At 48.4% G+C, this 16,447-nt stretch carries 18 protein-coding genes; 6 read left to right on the top strand and 12 right to left on the bottom strand.

Going from position 1 to position 16,447, the window contains the following annotated elements:
* Window positions 1-39 precede the first annotated feature (39 nt).
* The 3 genes from pstA to pstS all read right to left on the bottom strand — a co-directional run bounded on the left by pstA (window position 40) and on the right by pstS (window position 3,335).
* The gene (gene pstA / locus QUB33_RS13270) at window positions 40-1,020 is read right to left on the bottom strand and encodes a phosphate ABC transporter permease PstA (protein WP_333351097.1); all 981 of its coding nucleotides are present in this window, start codon (window positions 1,018-1,020) and stop codon (window positions 40-42) included.
* An 82-nt stretch (window positions 1,021-1,102) separates the two neighbouring features.
* Entirely contained in the window at window positions 1,103-2,104 is a 1,002-nt protein-coding gene (gene pstC, locus QUB33_RS13275) for a phosphate ABC transporter permease subunit PstC (RefSeq protein WP_333351099.1), read from the bottom strand.
* Between the two features lie 202 nt (window positions 2,105-2,306).
* Window positions 2,307-3,335 (bottom strand): phosphate ABC transporter substrate-binding protein PstS, encoded by a 1,029-nt coding sequence (pstS, locus tag QUB33_RS13280; RefSeq protein ID WP_333351101.1) that lies wholly within the window; start codon window positions 3,333-3,335, stop codon window positions 2,307-2,309.
* A 334-nt stretch (window positions 3,336-3,669) separates the two neighbouring features.
* Between pstS and QUB33_RS13285 the strand changes: the two genes are divergently transcribed.
* The gene (locus QUB33_RS13285; RefSeq protein ID WP_333351103.1) at window positions 3,670-5,178 is read left to right on the top strand and encodes a UbiD family decarboxylase; all 1,509 of its coding nucleotides are present in this window, start codon (window positions 3,670-3,672) and stop codon (window positions 5,176-5,178) included.
* Window positions 5,179-5,468: 290 nt separating this feature from the next.
* On the opposite strand, the gene QUB33_RS13290 is transcribed toward QUB33_RS13285, so the two are convergent.
* The 5 genes from QUB33_RS13290 to QUB33_RS13310 form a co-directional block, all read right to left on the bottom strand.
* Entirely contained in the window at window positions 5,469-7,763 is a 2,295-nt protein-coding gene (locus QUB33_RS13290; protein ID WP_333351105.1) for a tetratricopeptide repeat protein, read from the bottom strand.
* A 104-nt stretch (window positions 7,764-7,867) separates the two neighbouring features.
* Window positions 7,868-8,509, bottom strand: coding sequence for a hypothetical protein (locus QUB33_RS13295; RefSeq protein ID WP_333351107.1), 642 nt, complete (start codon window positions 8,507-8,509; stop codon window positions 7,868-7,870).
* A gap of 163 nt (window positions 8,510-8,672) precedes the next feature.
* Window positions 8,673-8,885 (bottom strand): helix-turn-helix transcriptional regulator, encoded by a 213-nt coding sequence (locus QUB33_RS13300; RefSeq protein ID WP_333351109.1) that lies wholly within the window; start codon window positions 8,883-8,885, stop codon window positions 8,673-8,675.
* A gap of 20 nt (window positions 8,886-8,905) precedes the next feature.
* On the bottom strand, window positions 8,906-9,118 hold the full coding sequence (locus QUB33_RS13305; RefSeq protein WP_333351111.1) for a helix-turn-helix transcriptional regulator: 213 nt from the start codon (window positions 9,116-9,118) through the stop codon (window positions 8,906-8,908).
* Window positions 9,119-9,138: 20 nt separating this feature from the next.
* The gene (locus QUB33_RS13310) at window positions 9,139-9,351 is read right to left on the bottom strand and encodes a helix-turn-helix domain-containing protein (protein WP_006635455.1); all 213 of its coding nucleotides are present in this window, start codon (window positions 9,349-9,351) and stop codon (window positions 9,139-9,141) included.
* 130 nt (window positions 9,352-9,481) lie between these two features.
* Between QUB33_RS13310 and QUB33_RS13315 the strand changes: the two genes are divergently transcribed.
* The gene (locus QUB33_RS13315; protein ID WP_333351113.1) at window positions 9,482-9,724 is read left to right on the top strand and encodes a hypothetical protein; all 243 of its coding nucleotides are present in this window, start codon (window positions 9,482-9,484) and stop codon (window positions 9,722-9,724) included.
* A 158-nt stretch (window positions 9,725-9,882) separates the two neighbouring features.
* On the top strand, window positions 9,883-10,671 hold the full coding sequence (locus QUB33_RS13320; RefSeq protein WP_333351115.1) for a DUF4058 family protein: 789 nt from the start codon (window positions 9,883-9,885) through the stop codon (window positions 10,669-10,671).
* A gap of 124 nt (window positions 10,672-10,795) precedes the next feature.
* Here QUB33_RS13320 and QUB33_RS13325 read toward each other — a convergent pair whose 3' ends face one another.
* The 3 genes from QUB33_RS13325 to QUB33_RS13335 all read right to left on the bottom strand — a co-directional run bounded on the left by QUB33_RS13325 (window position 10,796) and on the right by QUB33_RS13335 (window position 12,086).
* Window positions 10,796-11,467, bottom strand: a complete 672-nt coding sequence (locus QUB33_RS13325; protein ID WP_281363590.1) for an energy-coupling factor ABC transporter ATP-binding protein — start codon at window positions 11,465-11,467, stop codon at window positions 10,796-10,798.
* A gap of 23 nt (window positions 11,468-11,490) precedes the next feature.
* Entirely contained in the window at window positions 11,491-11,760 is a 270-nt protein-coding gene (locus QUB33_RS13330; protein WP_190663726.1) for a hypothetical protein, read from the bottom strand.
* A gap of 74 nt (window positions 11,761-11,834) precedes the next feature.
* Window positions 11,835-12,086, bottom strand: a complete 252-nt coding sequence (locus QUB33_RS13335; protein ID WP_333351117.1) for a hypothetical protein — start codon at window positions 12,084-12,086, stop codon at window positions 11,835-11,837.
* An 89-nt stretch (window positions 12,087-12,175) separates the two neighbouring features.
* On the opposite strand from QUB33_RS13335, the gene psbD reads away from it, so the two are divergent.
* Entirely contained in the window at window positions 12,176-13,234 is a 1,059-nt protein-coding gene (gene psbD, locus QUB33_RS13340) for a photosystem II D2 protein (photosystem q(a) protein) (RefSeq protein WP_006635450.1), read from the top strand.
* A 215-nt stretch (window positions 13,235-13,449) separates the two neighbouring features.
* On the opposite strand, the gene QUB33_RS13345 is transcribed toward psbD, so the two are convergent.
* The gene (locus tag QUB33_RS13345) at window positions 13,450-13,749 is read right to left on the bottom strand and encodes a hypothetical protein (protein WP_333351119.1); all 300 of its coding nucleotides are present in this window, start codon (window positions 13,747-13,749) and stop codon (window positions 13,450-13,452) included.
* A 385-nt stretch (window positions 13,750-14,134) separates the two neighbouring features.
* Between QUB33_RS13345 and QUB33_RS13350 the strand changes: the two genes are divergently transcribed.
* Both QUB33_RS13350 and QUB33_RS13355 read left to right on the top strand, forming a co-directional pair.
* Entirely contained in the window at window positions 14,135-14,416 is a 282-nt protein-coding gene (locus tag QUB33_RS13350) for a 4a-hydroxytetrahydrobiopterin dehydratase (protein WP_333351121.1), read from the top strand.
* 159 nt (window positions 14,417-14,575) lie between these two features.
* Window positions 14,576-16,225: an HD domain-containing phosphohydrolase gene (locus QUB33_RS13355; RefSeq protein ID WP_333351123.1), complete on the top strand. Its 1,650-nt coding sequence runs from the start codon at window positions 14,576-14,578 to the stop codon at window positions 16,223-16,225.
* The last annotated feature ends 222 nt before the right edge of the window (window positions 16,226-16,447 follow it).

The raw sequence follows: 16,447 nt of genomic DNA on the forward strand, positions 1-16,447 counted from the left end.
TGTTAATATTTGACTGAGAAATGCACTTTAGTTATTGATTTATCGGTTTTGCAAGCGTTTCCGAGTTACTGTACGGGATGCGACGCTAGCAATTAAAACCATGCCCAAAAGGACAGAGGCAGCAGTCCACGCCAATTCGTTCTGCTCTTTGTAAGGAGAGCTGGCGTAGCTATATATTAATACTGACATAGAAGGAGTCGGAGTCAGCAGTGTCTCGGGAATTTCTTTGAGTTTTGAGATAGTTTCTGCACCTATGGGGGACTGCATTATCTCGCCCAATTTATCAACTAAAGGAGGCCAAAATTGACTCGACAACGCCGTTACAATCAGCGGCGCGGTTTCGCCGGCGGCCCGGGAAGCAGCGAGTAAAATACCTGTGGTAATAGTTGGAAGTGCTGAGGGTATGATAATGCGAAACATAGTTTGAAAGCGTCCGCCTCCCAAACCAGCAGAAGCGAGGCGGTAAGAAGTAGGCACTAATTTTAATGCTTGTTCTGTTGTCAGAGCAACCACTGGAAGCATGATGATACCGAGAGCAAAACCGCCTGCTAAGGATGAAAATGCTTTGGTGGTAACGACAATTAGGGCGTAGGAAAAGACGCCAACTACGATCGAGGGAACGCTGCTGAGAATGACGGTGATAAAGCGAATACTATTGGTAATCGCTTTGTTTTCTCTACCAAACTCCGACAAAAATATTCCCGTCATTACGCCTATGGGTACGCTGATTAATGTCGCAATTCCTACCATTAAAGCAGTGCCGAGAATCGCATTTGCAAAGCCGTTGGGCTGGTCTTCTACTCCGACGGGTGCTGGTAGAGACACTAGCACTTCCCAACTCAAATGTGTGAGTCCTTCCCCGAGTATTTTGTATAAAATAGCAAACAAAGGGAGCAGGGCCAGAACTGTCAGAGCGAAAGCGATAACTGTCATTCCCCGGCTGAACAGAGTTCGGCTTAGCGACAGGGGGTTGTTGATTTCTGCATCCAGAATACTGTTTGAATTTTGTGCTTGAGTCATGCGATTTTAGATTTGAGATTTTAGACTGAACCAGCGGATAAATCCGGCGGCGCGGCTTGTGACCAAATTGCTTTCGATGATGTTAAGTTTTAGCTTCCTTGGCCCCAATTAGCTGAACTAACAATACTGCGATCGCATTTACGAACAAAGTGATCACAAATAAAATTAAAGCTAAATACATCAAAGCCCCGGTGTGCAGCGGTTCGACAGCTTCCCGAAATTGACTTGCCAAAACAGCAGGAATTGAGTAGCTGGGAGCGAGCACGGATGGGTTAATTTGAATCGAGTTGCCAATTACCATTGTGACTGCCATTGTTTCGCCTAAAGCGCGTCCCAAGGCTAATATGGTGGCGCCGATAATTCCTGAACTAGCTGCTGGTAATAACAGCTTAAATATAGTTTCCCAGCGGGTGGCGCCGAGGGACATGGAAGCACTTCGCAAATCTACGGGAACTGACATCAATACATCGCGGCTGATGGCGGCTACTGTGGGCAAAATCATAATTGATAACAGTATTCCCGCCGGGAGCATTCCGGGGCCTAAAGGTTCGCTGCTGAACAGGGGAAACCAACTGAAATTATCGAACAATGACTGCTGCAATGGCAACAAAAAGGGAATCAAAACAAAGATTCCCCACAGCCCCACTATCACGCTGGGAATAGCCGCGATTAATTCAACCATGAATCCCAAGGGCGATCGCACCCAAACGGGTAAGAAGTTCTCGCTAGTCACTATAGCTACTGACAGGCCTAAAGGAAGTGCGATAATTATGCCGATCGCAGAACTAATTACAGTACCGTAAATAAACGGCAAAGCCCCAAACTGCAACTCGCCGATATCCCACTTGGGATTCCACAAGAATGAGAGTCCAAATTGGCTAATAGCAGGCCAAGCATCTTTAAAAATTACCGCACTCATCCAAAACAATATACCCGCTGTCGCTAGGGCAAAACCCCATACAAATAGTGTAAAACCCGACTCCATCCATAAACCTTCACCAGCAGTATCTGTCAAATCTACTTCTGTGTTTATTTCGGTCGGTTTCCGAGTCAATTTATTCCGTTTTTTTGAAATATTGGTCATACCGAAATTAGTGCGTACAAAGTGAAATATTTGCTTAAAGGACGAGGAATTATAATGGGCGGGGTGCGCGCTGCGAACCTGGTTTGTAAGGTACGCAGTGCGTACCTTACACAGTAAATTTAGCGCACATTAACCTGATAATTTATGAATTTTGAGTCATCGATTTAACTCGTCAACTCATAACCCCGTGCGATCGCCGGAATTAACCTCTGGCAATCACAGTCTGATTAACTGTTTGAACTACCTTTTGAGCTGTAGCTGAAGGAATGCTAGTAAACTCTAACTGTTTGTTAATACCTTGACCTGTAGTCATCACCCAATTAACCATCTTTTTAATAGCCTCTGCTTTCGCAGCAGGATACTGTTTGTAGATTAACAGCCAAGTCAAACCAACAATCGGATAACCGTCGTTAGGATTGCCTTCTACTAAGCGGAAGTCGGCGGGGAAGGTTTCCCCTGCTAAAGCTTTCTCTGCTTCAGCCAAGCTAGGCTCTACAAACCGGCCAGCTTTATTTTGAATAAATGCTGTTTGGAGATTGTTTTGCCGAGCAAAAGTATCTTGAACGTAGCCGATCGCACCCGCTGTATTCTTCACCAAAGCAGCTACGCCCGGGTTTCCTTGACCACTGACAGGGCTTCCTGGCCAACTCGGCTGAGCGGCAGCTTTGATGCTGCTACCGGTTGCCTGCAAGTGGTTAGCAAAAATAAAGGTTGTACCGCTGCTATCTGCGCGTACAGCTACTCGAATCGCAGTATTTGGCAAGTTTTTAGCTTGTCCAGAAATTCCGGCTATTTTCGCATCATTCCAGCGAGTAATCTTGCCTTCAAAGATGCCGTTTATGGCATCCTTATTTAGCCTCAGATTGGTCACTCCGGGCAAGTTGTAAACAACTGCAACAGCACCGCCAGCAGTCGGAACCGCCATGACGCCGCGCTTTACCTCAGCGATTTGTGCAGGAGTCATCAGCGCGTCGCTGCCTGCGAAATCAACAGTGCCTGTAATTAATGCTTTGATGCCAGCACCGCTACCAGTTCCTTCGTAGTTTACAGTAATTTGATTTGCACTTCTCATCTGAGAGAAGTAGCGATCGTAAAGAGGTTTGGGGAAAGTGGCTCCCGAACCGTTTAGTGTTACCGCAGCTACAGCGGAACTAATCAAAGTCAACGAAAATGCTGCTGCTGCTAGTGTCACTATAAAACTACGTCGCCAACGTCCTGTGAAAAAATTCATATTCCTCCTCTCCCTTAATAGCCGACTTTGCAAATCTCCTCCATAGGATAGACTGAAACCCCCAAGGAAAGGCCTTTAATAGAATAAGCTTGTTTTAAATTTTGGTTAATAGTAGATTAACTAACAATAGAATAAGCTTTGTTTAAATTATGGTTAAGAGTATTGCAAAAAAAAATTAGCTAAAGTCAATTTTTGATGAATCAGAGAAATACCAAGTCATAGAGTAACGATAACAATAGAAATTTATTTAGCGATAGCCCGATCGCCCCCACCCCGCACTCCATCCCCCGATAGCCGCATAATAGTAGGGGCACTTAACATTTCTTTAACAACAATGGCAAGAGACTTGCGGGGATTCCTAAAACTACTCGAAGAACGGGGACAACTGCGCCGGATTAGCGCCTTAGTCGATTCCGACCTCGAAATTGCCGAAATTTCCAACCAAATGCTGCAAAAAGGCGGCCCTGGACTGCTGTTTGAAAACGTCAAAGGGGCAGAATTCCCCGTCGCCATTAACCTATTGGGTACGGAAGAGCGCGTTTGCTGGGCGATGAACATGGAAAAGCCGATCGAACTAGAAGAGCTCGGCAAAAAACTGGGAATGCTGCAACAGCCAAAACCGCCGAAAAAGATTTCCCAAGCGATAGAATTCGGCAAAGTGTTGTTTGACGTAGTGAAAGCCAAACCCGGCCGCGACTTTTTCCCAGCTTGTCAGCAAGTGGTATTTGAGGGAGAAGGGGTGGATTTGCACAAAATCCCGATGATTCGCCCTTATTCGGGAGATGCGGGCAAAATTATCACCCTGGGTTTGGTAATTACCAAAGATTGCGAAACGGGCACGCCGAATGTGGGGGTTTATCGGTTGCAGTTGCAGTCAAAAAACACGATGACTGTACACTGGTTATCGGTGCGGGGCGGGGCGCGACACTTGCGGAAAGCGGCGCAGGCTGGTAAAAAGTTGGAAGTTGCGATCGCCCTTGGAGTCGATCCCCTGATTATTCTCGCTGCTGCAACGCCAATTCCTGTAGATTTATCGGAATGGTTATTTGCGGGACTTTACGGGGGTTCCGGCGTGCAATTGGCCAAGTGCAAAACCGTAGATTTGGAAGTACCGGCGGACTCGGAAATTGTGTTAGAAGGAACGATTACGCCGGGGGAAGTTCTGCCCGACGGGCCCTTTGGGGATCACATGGGTTATTACGGCGGCGTGGAAGATTCGCCGTTGGTGCGGTTCCACTGCATGACGCACCGCAAAGACCCGATTTATCTGACCACATTTAGCGGGCGGCCGCCGAAAGAAGAAGCAATGATGGCGATCGCGCTTAACCGTATTTATACGCCTATTTTGCGGCAGCAAGTATCGGAAATTGTCGATTTCTTCTTACCGATGGAAGCGCTTAGTTATAAAGCCGCAATTATCTCGATTGATAAAGCATATCCCGGTCAAGCGCGCAGGGCTGCTTTAGCATTTTGGAGTGCATTACCGCAGTTTACTTACACTAAGTTTGTGATTGTTGTCGATAAAAGTATCAACATTCGCGACCCGCGTCAAGTAGTTTGGGCAATTAGTTCTAAAGTCGATCCTGTTCGGGATGTATTTATTCTGCCGAATACGCCCTTTGATACGTTAGATTTTGCCAGTGAAAAGATTGGTTTGGGAGGCAGAATGGGGATTGATGCTACTACGAAGATGCCGCCGGAAACCGATCACGAATGGGGGGAAGTTTTGGAGTCCGATCCTGATGTGGCGGCGATGGTAGAAAGGCGTTGGGCCGAGTATGGTTTGGCCGATTTGAATTTGGGAGAAGTCGATCCGAATTTGTTTGGATATGAGATGAAGTAGGGGAATCAACCGTAAAATCTGAGATCTCGCATATCCTCGATCGACCTGTAGGGCGGGTTTTTCCAACCCTTTATGACACAGATAGACAATCTCAAAAACCCGCCCCCACCAAACGAAAAATCTCAACTTACCTCTTTTTAATGCGATCGGGACTTATGCGCTTCCTCAGAGAAACCGGGTTTTTGGCCTTATCTGCGCGCTGTAACGAAGTATTCGGGAAAAAACCCGGTTTCTGGGCCCCATGCGTAAGTTTTGTAGGAAATTGGCAACAATCGCTCTAGCAGCAACAGCTACTCCGTCTCCCGAAGGTGGTTAAGCATTGCTTGCGTTGTTGGATGCTGGGAAAGTTGCGAGTCTTGACCCGCTGATATCGCCTGCTGGAGACAATCAATGAAATTGCTCCAAACTTTTTGGGTGTTGGGATGATTCTTCCCCCATTGGTTAAACAAGATTTTTAATGCTCTCAGGTAAAGCGGTTCCGCTTCCGGGTAGCGTCCCATTGCATAATACAGCCCTGCCAGATTGTTCAAACTTATTGCCGTATCGGGATGGTCGGTTCCTAGCTGCTGCTCGTAAATCGAGAGCGATCGCACTAACAAGGGCTCCGCCTCCGGGTAGCGTCCCATTGCCTTATAAAGATTTGCCAGATTGTTCAAACTACTTGCCGTATTGGGATGGTCGCCTCCGAGCTGCTGCTCGCAAATCGAGAGCGATCGCACTAACAAGGGCTCCGCCTCCGGGTAGCGTCCCATTGCCTTATAAAGATTTGCCAGATTGTTCAAACTACTTGCCGTATCGGGATGGTCGGCTCCGAGCTGCTGCTCGTAAATAGAGAGCGATCGTACATACAAGGGTTCTGCTTCCGGGTAGCGTCCCATTGCATAGTACAGCCCTGCCAGATTGTTCAAACTCCCTGCGGTATTGGGATGGTCGGCTCCGAGCTGCTGCTCCGAGATCGAGAGCGATCGCACATACAAGGGTTCTGCTTCCGGGTAGCGTCCCATTGCATAGTACAGCCCTGCCAGATTGTTCAAACTCGCTGCCGTCTGGGGATGATCGGCTCCGAGCTGCCGCTCCCTGATCGAGAGCGATCGCACATACAAGGGTTCTGCTTCCGGGTAGCGTCCCATTGACTCGTACAGCCCTGCCAGATTGTTCAAACTCCCTGCTGTATTGGGATGGTCGGCTCCGAGCTGCTGCTCGTAAATAGAGAGCGATCGCACATACAAGGGTTCTGCTTCCGCGTAGCGTCCCATTGACTCGTACAGCGCTGCCAGATTGTTCAAACTCGTTGCCGTATCGGGATGGTCGGCTCCGCAGCGTTTCTCTGTCATCTGGAGGCAAGCTTTCAACCACTTCTGGGCCTCTGCCCACAAGCTCTGTCCCTGGGCAACCCACCCCAATCTCGTGAAAGACCACGTAGCATCACTATCTTCCAGCAAATGCGACCATTGCTCCGCCACCACCTCCAAATGAGGCAGCGCCTCCTTCACCCGTTGCTGCACCTCCAGCGTCACAGTCTGCGGAATCGTCTTCGCTACCGCTGTCAGCGCCGTCGCAAAACTTCTCCGCAAATTCTCAGCATCGGCGCGCCCCTGCAATTTGGCCGCAAAAAACTCCCGAATCAAAGCATGAAGTTGATAGCGTGGCTGCACCAGCCCAGATTGAGCCGAATCAGAGGTTTCATCCTCCACCAGCGACAGCAAACTCTGTTCCAGCAGTTCGTCATCCCGACAATCTTCCAAATCCTCCTCATCCCAATCCGCCAAACACTCAGCTACCAACTCCCAAGGAATCGGAGCCAGAGCAAACACGCTCAGCAGACACCCCAGCGTCCGCGCGGGAGGTTTCAACTCCGCCCAACTCAACTCAAAGGCTGCCGCCACTCCGCGCCTAGCCGTCATCCCAGCTTCCGCCTCCTGCAATGCCCGCGCCTCCAATCGCTGACTCTGCAACCGTTCCAGTATTTCTGCCAAGGACAGCGGCCGCTTGCGCCGCAGATAGCGCCCTACCAGTTCGATGCCCAAAGGCAAATAATCCAACCACTGACAAAGCGCTTCAGCATCTTCAAGCTGGGCATCAATCCGTCCCAGCCCGTTTCCCGGCAAATCCCCAGCCGTCAGCCGCAGCAAGTTTAGCGCCGCCTCTGGTTTCAACACTTTTAACGGCAAACACCCCACAGGCGACGGCACAAATTGTCGCGCTGTCAGCAACACCTTAAACCGGGGATTTCTAGGCAGCAACGGCTGCACCGCCCGGTAATCGCTGACATCATCCAATACCAGCAGAGCATTGCCAGAGGTTTGTTTTGCCCACTCTTCGTAGCAAAACTGCAACCGTTCCTCCAGATTGTCGAGAGTATCCGGCGGCTGAATTCCCATTCGCAGCGCTTTCTGCAACACCTGCGGCGCTAAACCGATTTCCCGCACAAACAGCCACCAAATCCCCGCTGAATAGGTATTGTGTTCGCGGTGAAAGTTTGCATACTGCCATGCCAATTCTGTCTTGCCGATGCCGCCCATTCCCGACGCAGCGGCAATGGCAACGCGGCTCCCATCCTGCAACAATCCGTGCAATTGCTGCATCTCTTCATCCCGTCCGACAAAGTTTTTGGAACCGAGTTCGGAGGGAATATCGTATAGTTGGTAAAAACTTGTGAAACCTGGATTGGGTGTTTTTCGCTCCAGGTCTAGGACTTTTTTGCTAATACCTTAGCCCACTTCCGAAACGTTGGGAAATGCTGCTGGAAAAAATTCTCTGTATCCAATTCTGCCTCGTAGGAAATTCCCACAAACGGCGGAAAGCTTGAGATTACGCCTTTAAGTTTCGCGGCTGCTGTCGCTCCCGGTTGGTTTAGCTTGTCCCGAATCTCCTGCAAAATCTGAATTACCTCATCGGGATACTGTCGCTGCACTTCAATTTGCCCAACTTCTTCGACAATCTCGGCAACAATAATCTCAGCTTCCTGTTCGGGAATTTCCACCGTTTTCGTTTGCCGAGCGATAACCTGCCAATAATCCTCTTCCTGCTCCCGAATCTCCTTGCGTAGCTCTCGGACTTGCTGTTTAATTCGGATCTTTTCTTCTTGCGGTGCAAAATTTAGAGCCTTTACCTTGCCCACTAATTGCTCTTTCAGATCTTCCAAGTTCTCTTCCATGTCAGACAGACGATTAATTGGCATTAATATAACTCCGGCAGAATGAACAACTCCTGACTCTTGTATACAAGCGGAAAATTCCAATATCCGCATTAATGCGATCGAACTGATATCTTGCACTTGTTGCCAGATTCCAGCAGGGGTTGAAACCCCTGCCTCACAGCGAAAGTCCACTGAAGTGGACTGAAGAAGGGATTGATTAAAAATTTCAAAAAAAGGATTGAAGCGGAGATCGATCGCCTTTTCAGTCGTCTTCAGACGACTTTAGCTTTGAGGCGGGGGTTTCAACCCCCGACGGACTGTTGCAAGAAGTGCAAAAACTAAATCACAAATCAGTTTACCGTTCCAAAACCTCAACCAAATCTTCGATCATCAAATCGAAGACAGCAGCAAGTTTCTGCAAAGCCGTGTAGTCCACCGTTGCCATTTTGGGAGCTTGGGCGTATTTTTTAACCGTGCTGTAGGGAATGCCCGTTCTCTCGGAAACTTCTTTCAGCGTCCAACCCTTTTCCTGGGCTACTTCTCGAACTCGCAACCGTATTAACCCCATCTTCCCGCTGACAAATCAGTTTACTGTTCCAAAATCTCGACTAAATCTTCGATCGCAATATCGAACGCACGAGCCATCTTGTCCAAAGCTGTGTAGTCTACAGTTGCCATACCTGAAGAATTGGCATAGGTCGCGATCGTGGTATATGGAATACCTGTTCTTTTGGAGACTTCTGTCAGATTCCAACCCTTCTCTTGAGCAAATTCTCGAACTCGCAGCCTAATTCGTCGCATATTCCCAGCAAAAAATCAGCCTACTCTTCCAAAATCTCCACTAAATCTTCGATCGCAATATCAAACACGCGAGCCATTTTGTTTAAAGCTGTGTAATCTACCGTTGCTAGCTTGGGAGAATGGGCATAGCTTCTAACCGTACTGTAAGGAATACCCGATCGCTCAGAAACTTCTTTAAGCGTCCAACCCTTTTCCTCAGCTAGTTCTCGAACCCGCAACCGAATTAGACCCATCTTGCACTTGACAGCCGATACGAACGTATCATAAGATTAATAGTATCAAATTAGCGATCGCCCCGTGACCTGAGAAATCTAGAGCGATCGCCTTTCATTCACCACCCACAAAAGTGGGAAGGATTTTCCTATGATACCAAAACAACCGACATATCGCGATCGACTTCAACCTTGGTGCATAATTCGCCACCTCCCCAACTGTCAGCGTTTAACAGTCGCCCGTTTCAGCCGCCGCCCCAATGCCGAATCTTACCTAAATGCACTGCGCCGCTTAATGCCGGCAGTCCCGCATACAATTATTTTCGTAAATGCGCTGTCTGTCTTAGATGAAAATAGCGTTCCAATTCCGATGCAATTGTCGATCGAAAGTTAATGCGTTGAAAAGTGTGAACAACAGGTAAGATGCCGGTTCTACAAACATTAAAATATGTTGTGGGGTGGGCATCTTGCCCGCCCAAGAAATAGGCAAGATGCCTGTTCCACAAATATTCAACTAAACTAGAAATAGATTTGAGTCAAGGAGTCACATCAATGCCATCTCCCTTTCCCGGTATGGACCCGTATTTAGAGCATCCTGAACTCTGGCCTGCCCTACATCACTTGTTAATTAGTGAAATTTTTAGATTTTTGTCTCCCCAACTGCGTCCTAAGTATTTAGTGTCGTTGGAAGTGAGAATCTATGAAACCGCTGACGACAATTTATCAATTGGCATTCCTGATGTAAACGTAATTCAGCCAATAACTACAACCGAATTAATCACATCAAACGTAGCCGTTGCAGCGCCACCAACACAACCCTTGACAGTAAATATTCCCATGCCCTACCAGGTTCGGGAAGGCTATTTAGAAATTAGAGAAAGAGGAAACCAAGAACTAATCACCCTGATTGAAATCCTCTCGCCTAGCAATAAGCGCACAGGAAAAGGGCGACAAATGTATGAAGAAAAGCGAGAAGAAATTTTAGGTAGCCGCACTCATTTAATTGAAATAGATTTATTGCGGCGCGGTCAAAAAATGCCAGTTATTGGCAATGACATTGAAAGTCACTATAGCGTTTTGGTGTGTCGGGGAAATCGCCGTCCCAGAGCTGATTTGTATGCTTTTAACCTGCAAAACCCGATGCCTGCCTTTCCTTTGCCGCTGCGATCGGGCGATACTGAACCTGTCATAAACTTGCAGGAATTATTTACTCAAATTTACGACATAGCAAGTTACGACCTGAAGATAGATTATCGCAACTGGGAAGTCATACCACCGCTGTCAGAGGCCGATACAATTTGGGCAGATGCTTGGTTGCGCGATCGAGGATTGCCAGATTAATTTGCCGTGCCGCCCAAATCTGGTTAAATACCCTATTTATTTCTTAGTCGGCGGAGGCAGACTTCGTTTGACTTGCAGAACGATTTCCCTCGCAGAATGACTTAATTCTCAAATAGCTTGAGGGCTAAACATCTTGACTTTGCATCAACCGCTGCTTCAAACGCGCCGGATCTCCCCGATCGACAACTTGGCCCTTTTCCAACAAAAAAGCCCCATCGCAGTAATTCAACTCATCCAAACGGTGAGTTACCCACAAAGCCGTAATCCCGCGATTTTTCACCAACCGCTGCACCGCCGCCACCAAATCCAACTGAGAATCAGGATCTAACAAAGCCGTCGGTTCGTCCAACAGCAGAATTTCGCAGTGACGGGCGATCGCCCCAGCAAGAGCAATTCGCTGCTTCTGGCCCCCACTCAAAGCATAAATCGGCCGCCGCTGCAAATCCAGCAAATTCACAGCCTCCAAAGCCTCCGCCACCCTCTCCCGCACCTGAACGTTAGAAAGCTTTTCCTCGACCAAACCAAAAGCCACATCCGCACCCACCGTCGGCATCACCAATTGGTGGTCGGGGTTTTGAAACACAAACCCCACCCGCCCGCCGAGGTCAATTTCCCCCGACTGGGGGTGCAGCAGCCCAGCCATCAGCCTCAACAGCGTAGACTTGCCGCTGCCGTTAGTGCCCAAAAGCATCCAAAACTCGCCCTTGGGTACATCCAGAGAGCAACCTTGCAACACTCGATCGCCAGACGGCCAGCAAAAACCCAAATCCCGCACAGCAACGGCTGACTGGCTCATATCGGCACCAACACCCCCAGCCCTCATTCTGCTGTCATCGAGACAAAACCAGGGGATCTGCCTGTAGATGACGCCCCCGATTTCTGAGAAACCACCACCCCAGAAATCTCGCTGCTGAGTACAGCCACCTTTTTCTCAGGATTTTTCTCGCAGGTGAGTTCCAAAATTTGCGGTTGGGAGTTGCGAATCGCCGCCAGTACCTGCTGGTAAACAGTCTCAGCGTCCTCCTCCAACTTCCGCTGCACCGACAGCGAGACGGGCGTATTTTTCACAATGATGTCAATGCTGAACATATAGTCTTAAAAACCTAAGTTTGGAGCTCTATCCTCAGTATATATATAGGACTTACCCACGGAAACCCAGTTTCTTAGAAAAATAAGAGGTTGAGGCCGATATATCTACCAAGCCACCGGGCTTCTGACGCAAAGCGCAAAGACTCCTGTAGAGTAGAAGTTCCCAAATGCAGGGTAAAGACTTCGGGGACTTTGAGGGCTTCCGGGACTTCGCACAAGTCAAAAGTCAAGAGCCAAAAGTTTTTTAAGAAAAACTTGCTCTTGTAAAGAATTACCTCTATAATCGTCAATACGGTAAAGAAAAGTAAAGTCTGTTCATAATCCAACTTGTTTTCTGCTAAGCAGAGGCAACGGTGGAAGACTCATGACTAGAGACAGATCCGTTGTAATTATATCCATTTGGAGATTTGCGTAAATGACAATCGCAGTCGGACGCGCCCAGACCGAAAGAGGCATCTTTGACGTCCTCGACGACTGGCTCAAACGCGATCGCTTCGTCTTCGTAGGCTGGTCTGGCATCCTGCTATTCCCCTGCGCCTACCTAGCCATCGGTGGCTGGTTAACAGGCACCACCTTCGTCACATCCTGGTACACCCACGGTTTGGCAAGTTCCTACCTCGAAGGAGCCAACTTCCTCACCGTAGCAGTCTCCACCCCAGCCAACAGCCTCGGACACTCCCTGCTGTTCCTGTGGGGCCCCGAAGCACAGTGGGACTTCACCCGCTGGTTCCAACTCGGTGGGCTGTGGACATTCGTAGCCCTCCACGGCGCTTTCGCACTGATCGGCTTTTGCCTGCGTCAGATTGAAATCGCCCGTTTGGTAGGCATCCGTCCCTACAACGCCCTAGCATTCACCGGCCCCATCGCCGTGTTTGTTTCGGTGTTCCTGCTTTACCCCTTGGGTCAATCAGGCTGGTTCTTCGCCCCCAGTTTCGGCGTCGCAGCAATTTTCCGCTTCCTGCTATTCCTGCAAGGCTTCCACAACTGGACGCTCAACCCATTCCACATGATGGGCGTTGCAGGCATCTTGGGCGGCGCGCTGTTGTGCGCTATCCACGGTGCAACCGTAGAAAACACCTTGTTTGAAGACGGCGAAGGCTCAAACACCTTCCGCGCCTTCAACCCAACTCAGTCAGAAGAAACCTACTCGATGGTTACAGCTAACCGCTTTTGGTCGCAAATCTTCGGAATTGCCTTCTCCAACAAGCGCTGGTTGCACTTCTTCATGTTGTTCGTACCTGTCACAGGCTTGTGGATGAGCTCCATTGGCATCGTCGGTTTGGCATTGAACCTGCGCGCCTATGACTTCGTATCACAAGAATTGCGCGCTGCTGAAGATCCTGAGTTTGAAACGTTCTACACTAAGAACATTCTGCTTAACGAAGGCATTCGTGCTTGGATGGCTCCTACAGACCAACCTCACGAAAACTACATCTTCCCTGAAGAAGTTCTGCCTCGCGGTAACGCTCTGTAATCAGCGCGAAATATCAAAATTTCCAACATTTTAAAAGGGTAAGACAAAGCAGTTTAGGCTTTACCCTTAATGTTTAAAAAGCTCCCGCCACCAGGCAGGAGCTTTTTGTTTCCAGGAGGCGATCGAATTAGCGCCCTAAAAAAAGTTGATTTTGTACAAAAACCAACTCTGCCTGTAGCTAGAACAACTGGTGTCTTTATATATGGTGAACTCTCCTATCTGGCAAGAAATCGAGCGGCCTTTCTCCGCTGCCATAGTTGCCATGCACCTAATAACCGCACAGCCCGGATTCTGAAGAAAATATAGGCAAATGGCTGAAACTGCGATCGTCCGCTTGCTGTAGAGAGCGATCGAAGACCTTGCAGCAGCAGTAATTTTTCCCGATTTTGCAAAAATCTCAATTTGCATCCCCCACTTCTAATTCCTTGTGTTATTCTAATAATTGTGACTACTGGAATGATACTCAGAACGCAAGTTCTTCTGGTAACGCTGGCAATGGCTAGCGCACAAATCATCACCTTAAATCTTGTATTTAGGTGATGTGCGTTCCAATATTAAGCCATTTAGCTAAACCTGGAGGTGATGCCCATGATAGAAAGTAGTAAACGCATGGGTCATCAGATTGGAAACTACCGGCTGTGCGCCGGGGCCGCTCACTAGCAGTCAGCCGTCGTCTCCAACGGGAAACGACTTCCACGGGGAACCAGGCTGAGCTAGGGATTCTCCCGGCAGTCAGGTTCTAATCTGAAGACCCGCTAGACCGCTCTCACCTCAAATAGTGTTAAATCTTGAGTATTAAAACTTGAGGCTCAACACTATTGGTGAGAGCGGATAGTTTTTGGTCAGGTTTTCTACAGGTGGGCAGTTAATCTGCCATTGCTAATCCCAAAGAAAAAAATTATGGCTGACCTAATTAACAATACTGAAATTCAAGAGCGCGTCAGTCAATTGTCAGGCTGGACGGTTGAAGGCAAACAACTGCGCTCTACCCGTTTATTTAAAGATTTTATCGAAGCGATCGCCTTTGTAAATAAGTTGGTCGCCCCCTCAGAAGCCGCAGGACATCACCCCGACATAGAAATCTCCTACAACAAAGTTACAGTTAACTTGACAACCCACGATGCCGGAGGCTTAACTGAGAAAGACTTTGCGCTAGCCCAAGAGATTTCTGCGCTAGATTAAAAGAGTGCCAGTTGACCCAACAAGAGTCCTGGATCTAGCCACAGTCCCCGATCGCGGAAAGCTCGCAAATAAAAAATCGACTTGGGGTTAAAATCGGGTGTGAAAAAGTCGAGAGGCCCAACGTTCAATGTATAAAAGGCTATTCCCCATCATCCGACCATGATCGTATTTGAAAAGCCAGAGTTCAAGAACGAGTCTGCAGCAGAAAAAACCGATCTGATAGAAAAGCTTTTAGATATTGGCGCGGCTCTGTCGAGCGCCCAAGATTTGGGCGACTTGTTAAACTTAATTTTATCCAAAAGTAGGGAAATTACCTACAGCGATGCTGGCAGCGTTTACTTAGTAGATCACAGCGACGAAACACCTAAGCTGCTGTTCAAGGTAGCCCAAAACGCTTCTAAACCGAGCCTGTCGTTTAAAGAGTTTGCTCTGCCCCTGACAGACAAAAGCTTGGCAGGATACGTGGCAATTACAGGTCAAAGTTTAAACCTCTCTGATGCCTACGACTTACCCTCGGGTGTACCCTACCGGCTAGATACCAGTTTTGACAGAGATATTAATTACCGCACCTGCTCGGTAATGGTACTGCCGATGCAAAACCGACAGGGGGAGACAATAGGTGTACTGCAACTGATCAACCGCAAAACAAAGGCAGAGACGGTGCTGACAGCAGACAATGCCTGGGAATCGACGCAGCAGTATTCGGAGTGGGAAGAAAGGATAGTTCGATCGCTCGCTTCTCAAGCAGCAATCTCGATCGAGCGCAATCAACTCCAAGATAGCATAGAAAATTTGTTCGAGGGCTTCGTCAAAGCCTCGGTGCAAGTCATAGAAGCCAGAGACCCCTGTACCTACGGCCATTCAGAGCGAGTAGCAGCCCTGACAGTACGCCTTTCAGAAGAAGTAAACACCGTCAGCAGCGGAGGACTGCGCTCTATTTACTTTAACAACCGCCAAATTCAAGAACTTCGCTACGCCGCCCTGCTGCACGATTTTGGCAAAATAGGAGTGCCCGAAGCAGTTTTGACCAAACAGAAAAAGCTCTACCCCGCACAGCTAGAAGTCATTCGCCACCGCTTTGGCTTAGCTCAACGGACGATGGAAATGGAATGCGTCCAGTCTAAATATAAATACTTGCTGGAGCATTCAGCCTACCGAAAACACTCGAACCAGGAGCCAGAGTGCGCTCAATGCCAGGAAATCGAACAGCTAGACACTAAGCTAGCAGAGGCCAAAAGCAGATTAGCAGAATACTGGGAAGTGCTGCTAGAGGCAAACGAGCCTCACATTTTGGCAGCAGAACCCCTAGCTCAACTGCGAGAAATTTCTCGACAAACTTACAGAGATATAGATGGGGCAAAGAAACCCCTGCTGAACCCAGACGAGATCGTGCAATTGATGGTGTCGAGGGGCAACCTGACACCGGAAGAACGATCGGCAATAGAATTTCACGTAACTCACACTTACGAGTTTCTGAAACAAATTCCTTGGACAAAGGATTTGAAAAATGTTCCAGACATTGCCTACGGACATCACGAAAAACTCGACGGCACAGGCTATCCGCGAGGCCTAAACAAGTCAGAAATTCCAATTCAAGCGCAATTGATGACGATCGCCGATATTTACGACGCCCTGACAGCAGGCGATAGACCCTACAAGCGAGCCCTGCGTACAGAGGCAGCGATGAAAATTTTGCGGCAAGAAGCAGCTCACAACAAAATTAACGCCGATTTGTTAGAACTGTTCGATCACCGCCAAGTCTTTAGCGTCCTCGGGCACAGCTTGAGTGTTAAAGTCGAATCAGCCTAGACGAGTCGGGTGTGCTGTGCTAAAAAGTAAATAGGCGATCGGGCGCTATCAAGTGTCATCAGTAAAATCAATCGACAGCCCAAGTGTGGTCGGGTTTTGACGCCGTTGAGTACAGGTAAAAAAACAGGCTCTCTGCAGCCGTCAGTTACATCTATATACTCTGTCAGCCCGAAAGAATCAAAAGAAAAAGTGAATTTTAGGTCTCTTTTTAGAGTATGCTAG

The sequence above is a fragment of the Microcoleus sp. B3-A4 genome (genome assembly GCF_036705385.1).
Lineage (GTDB): Bacteria > Cyanobacteriota > Cyanobacteriia > Cyanobacteriales > Microcoleaceae > Microcoleus.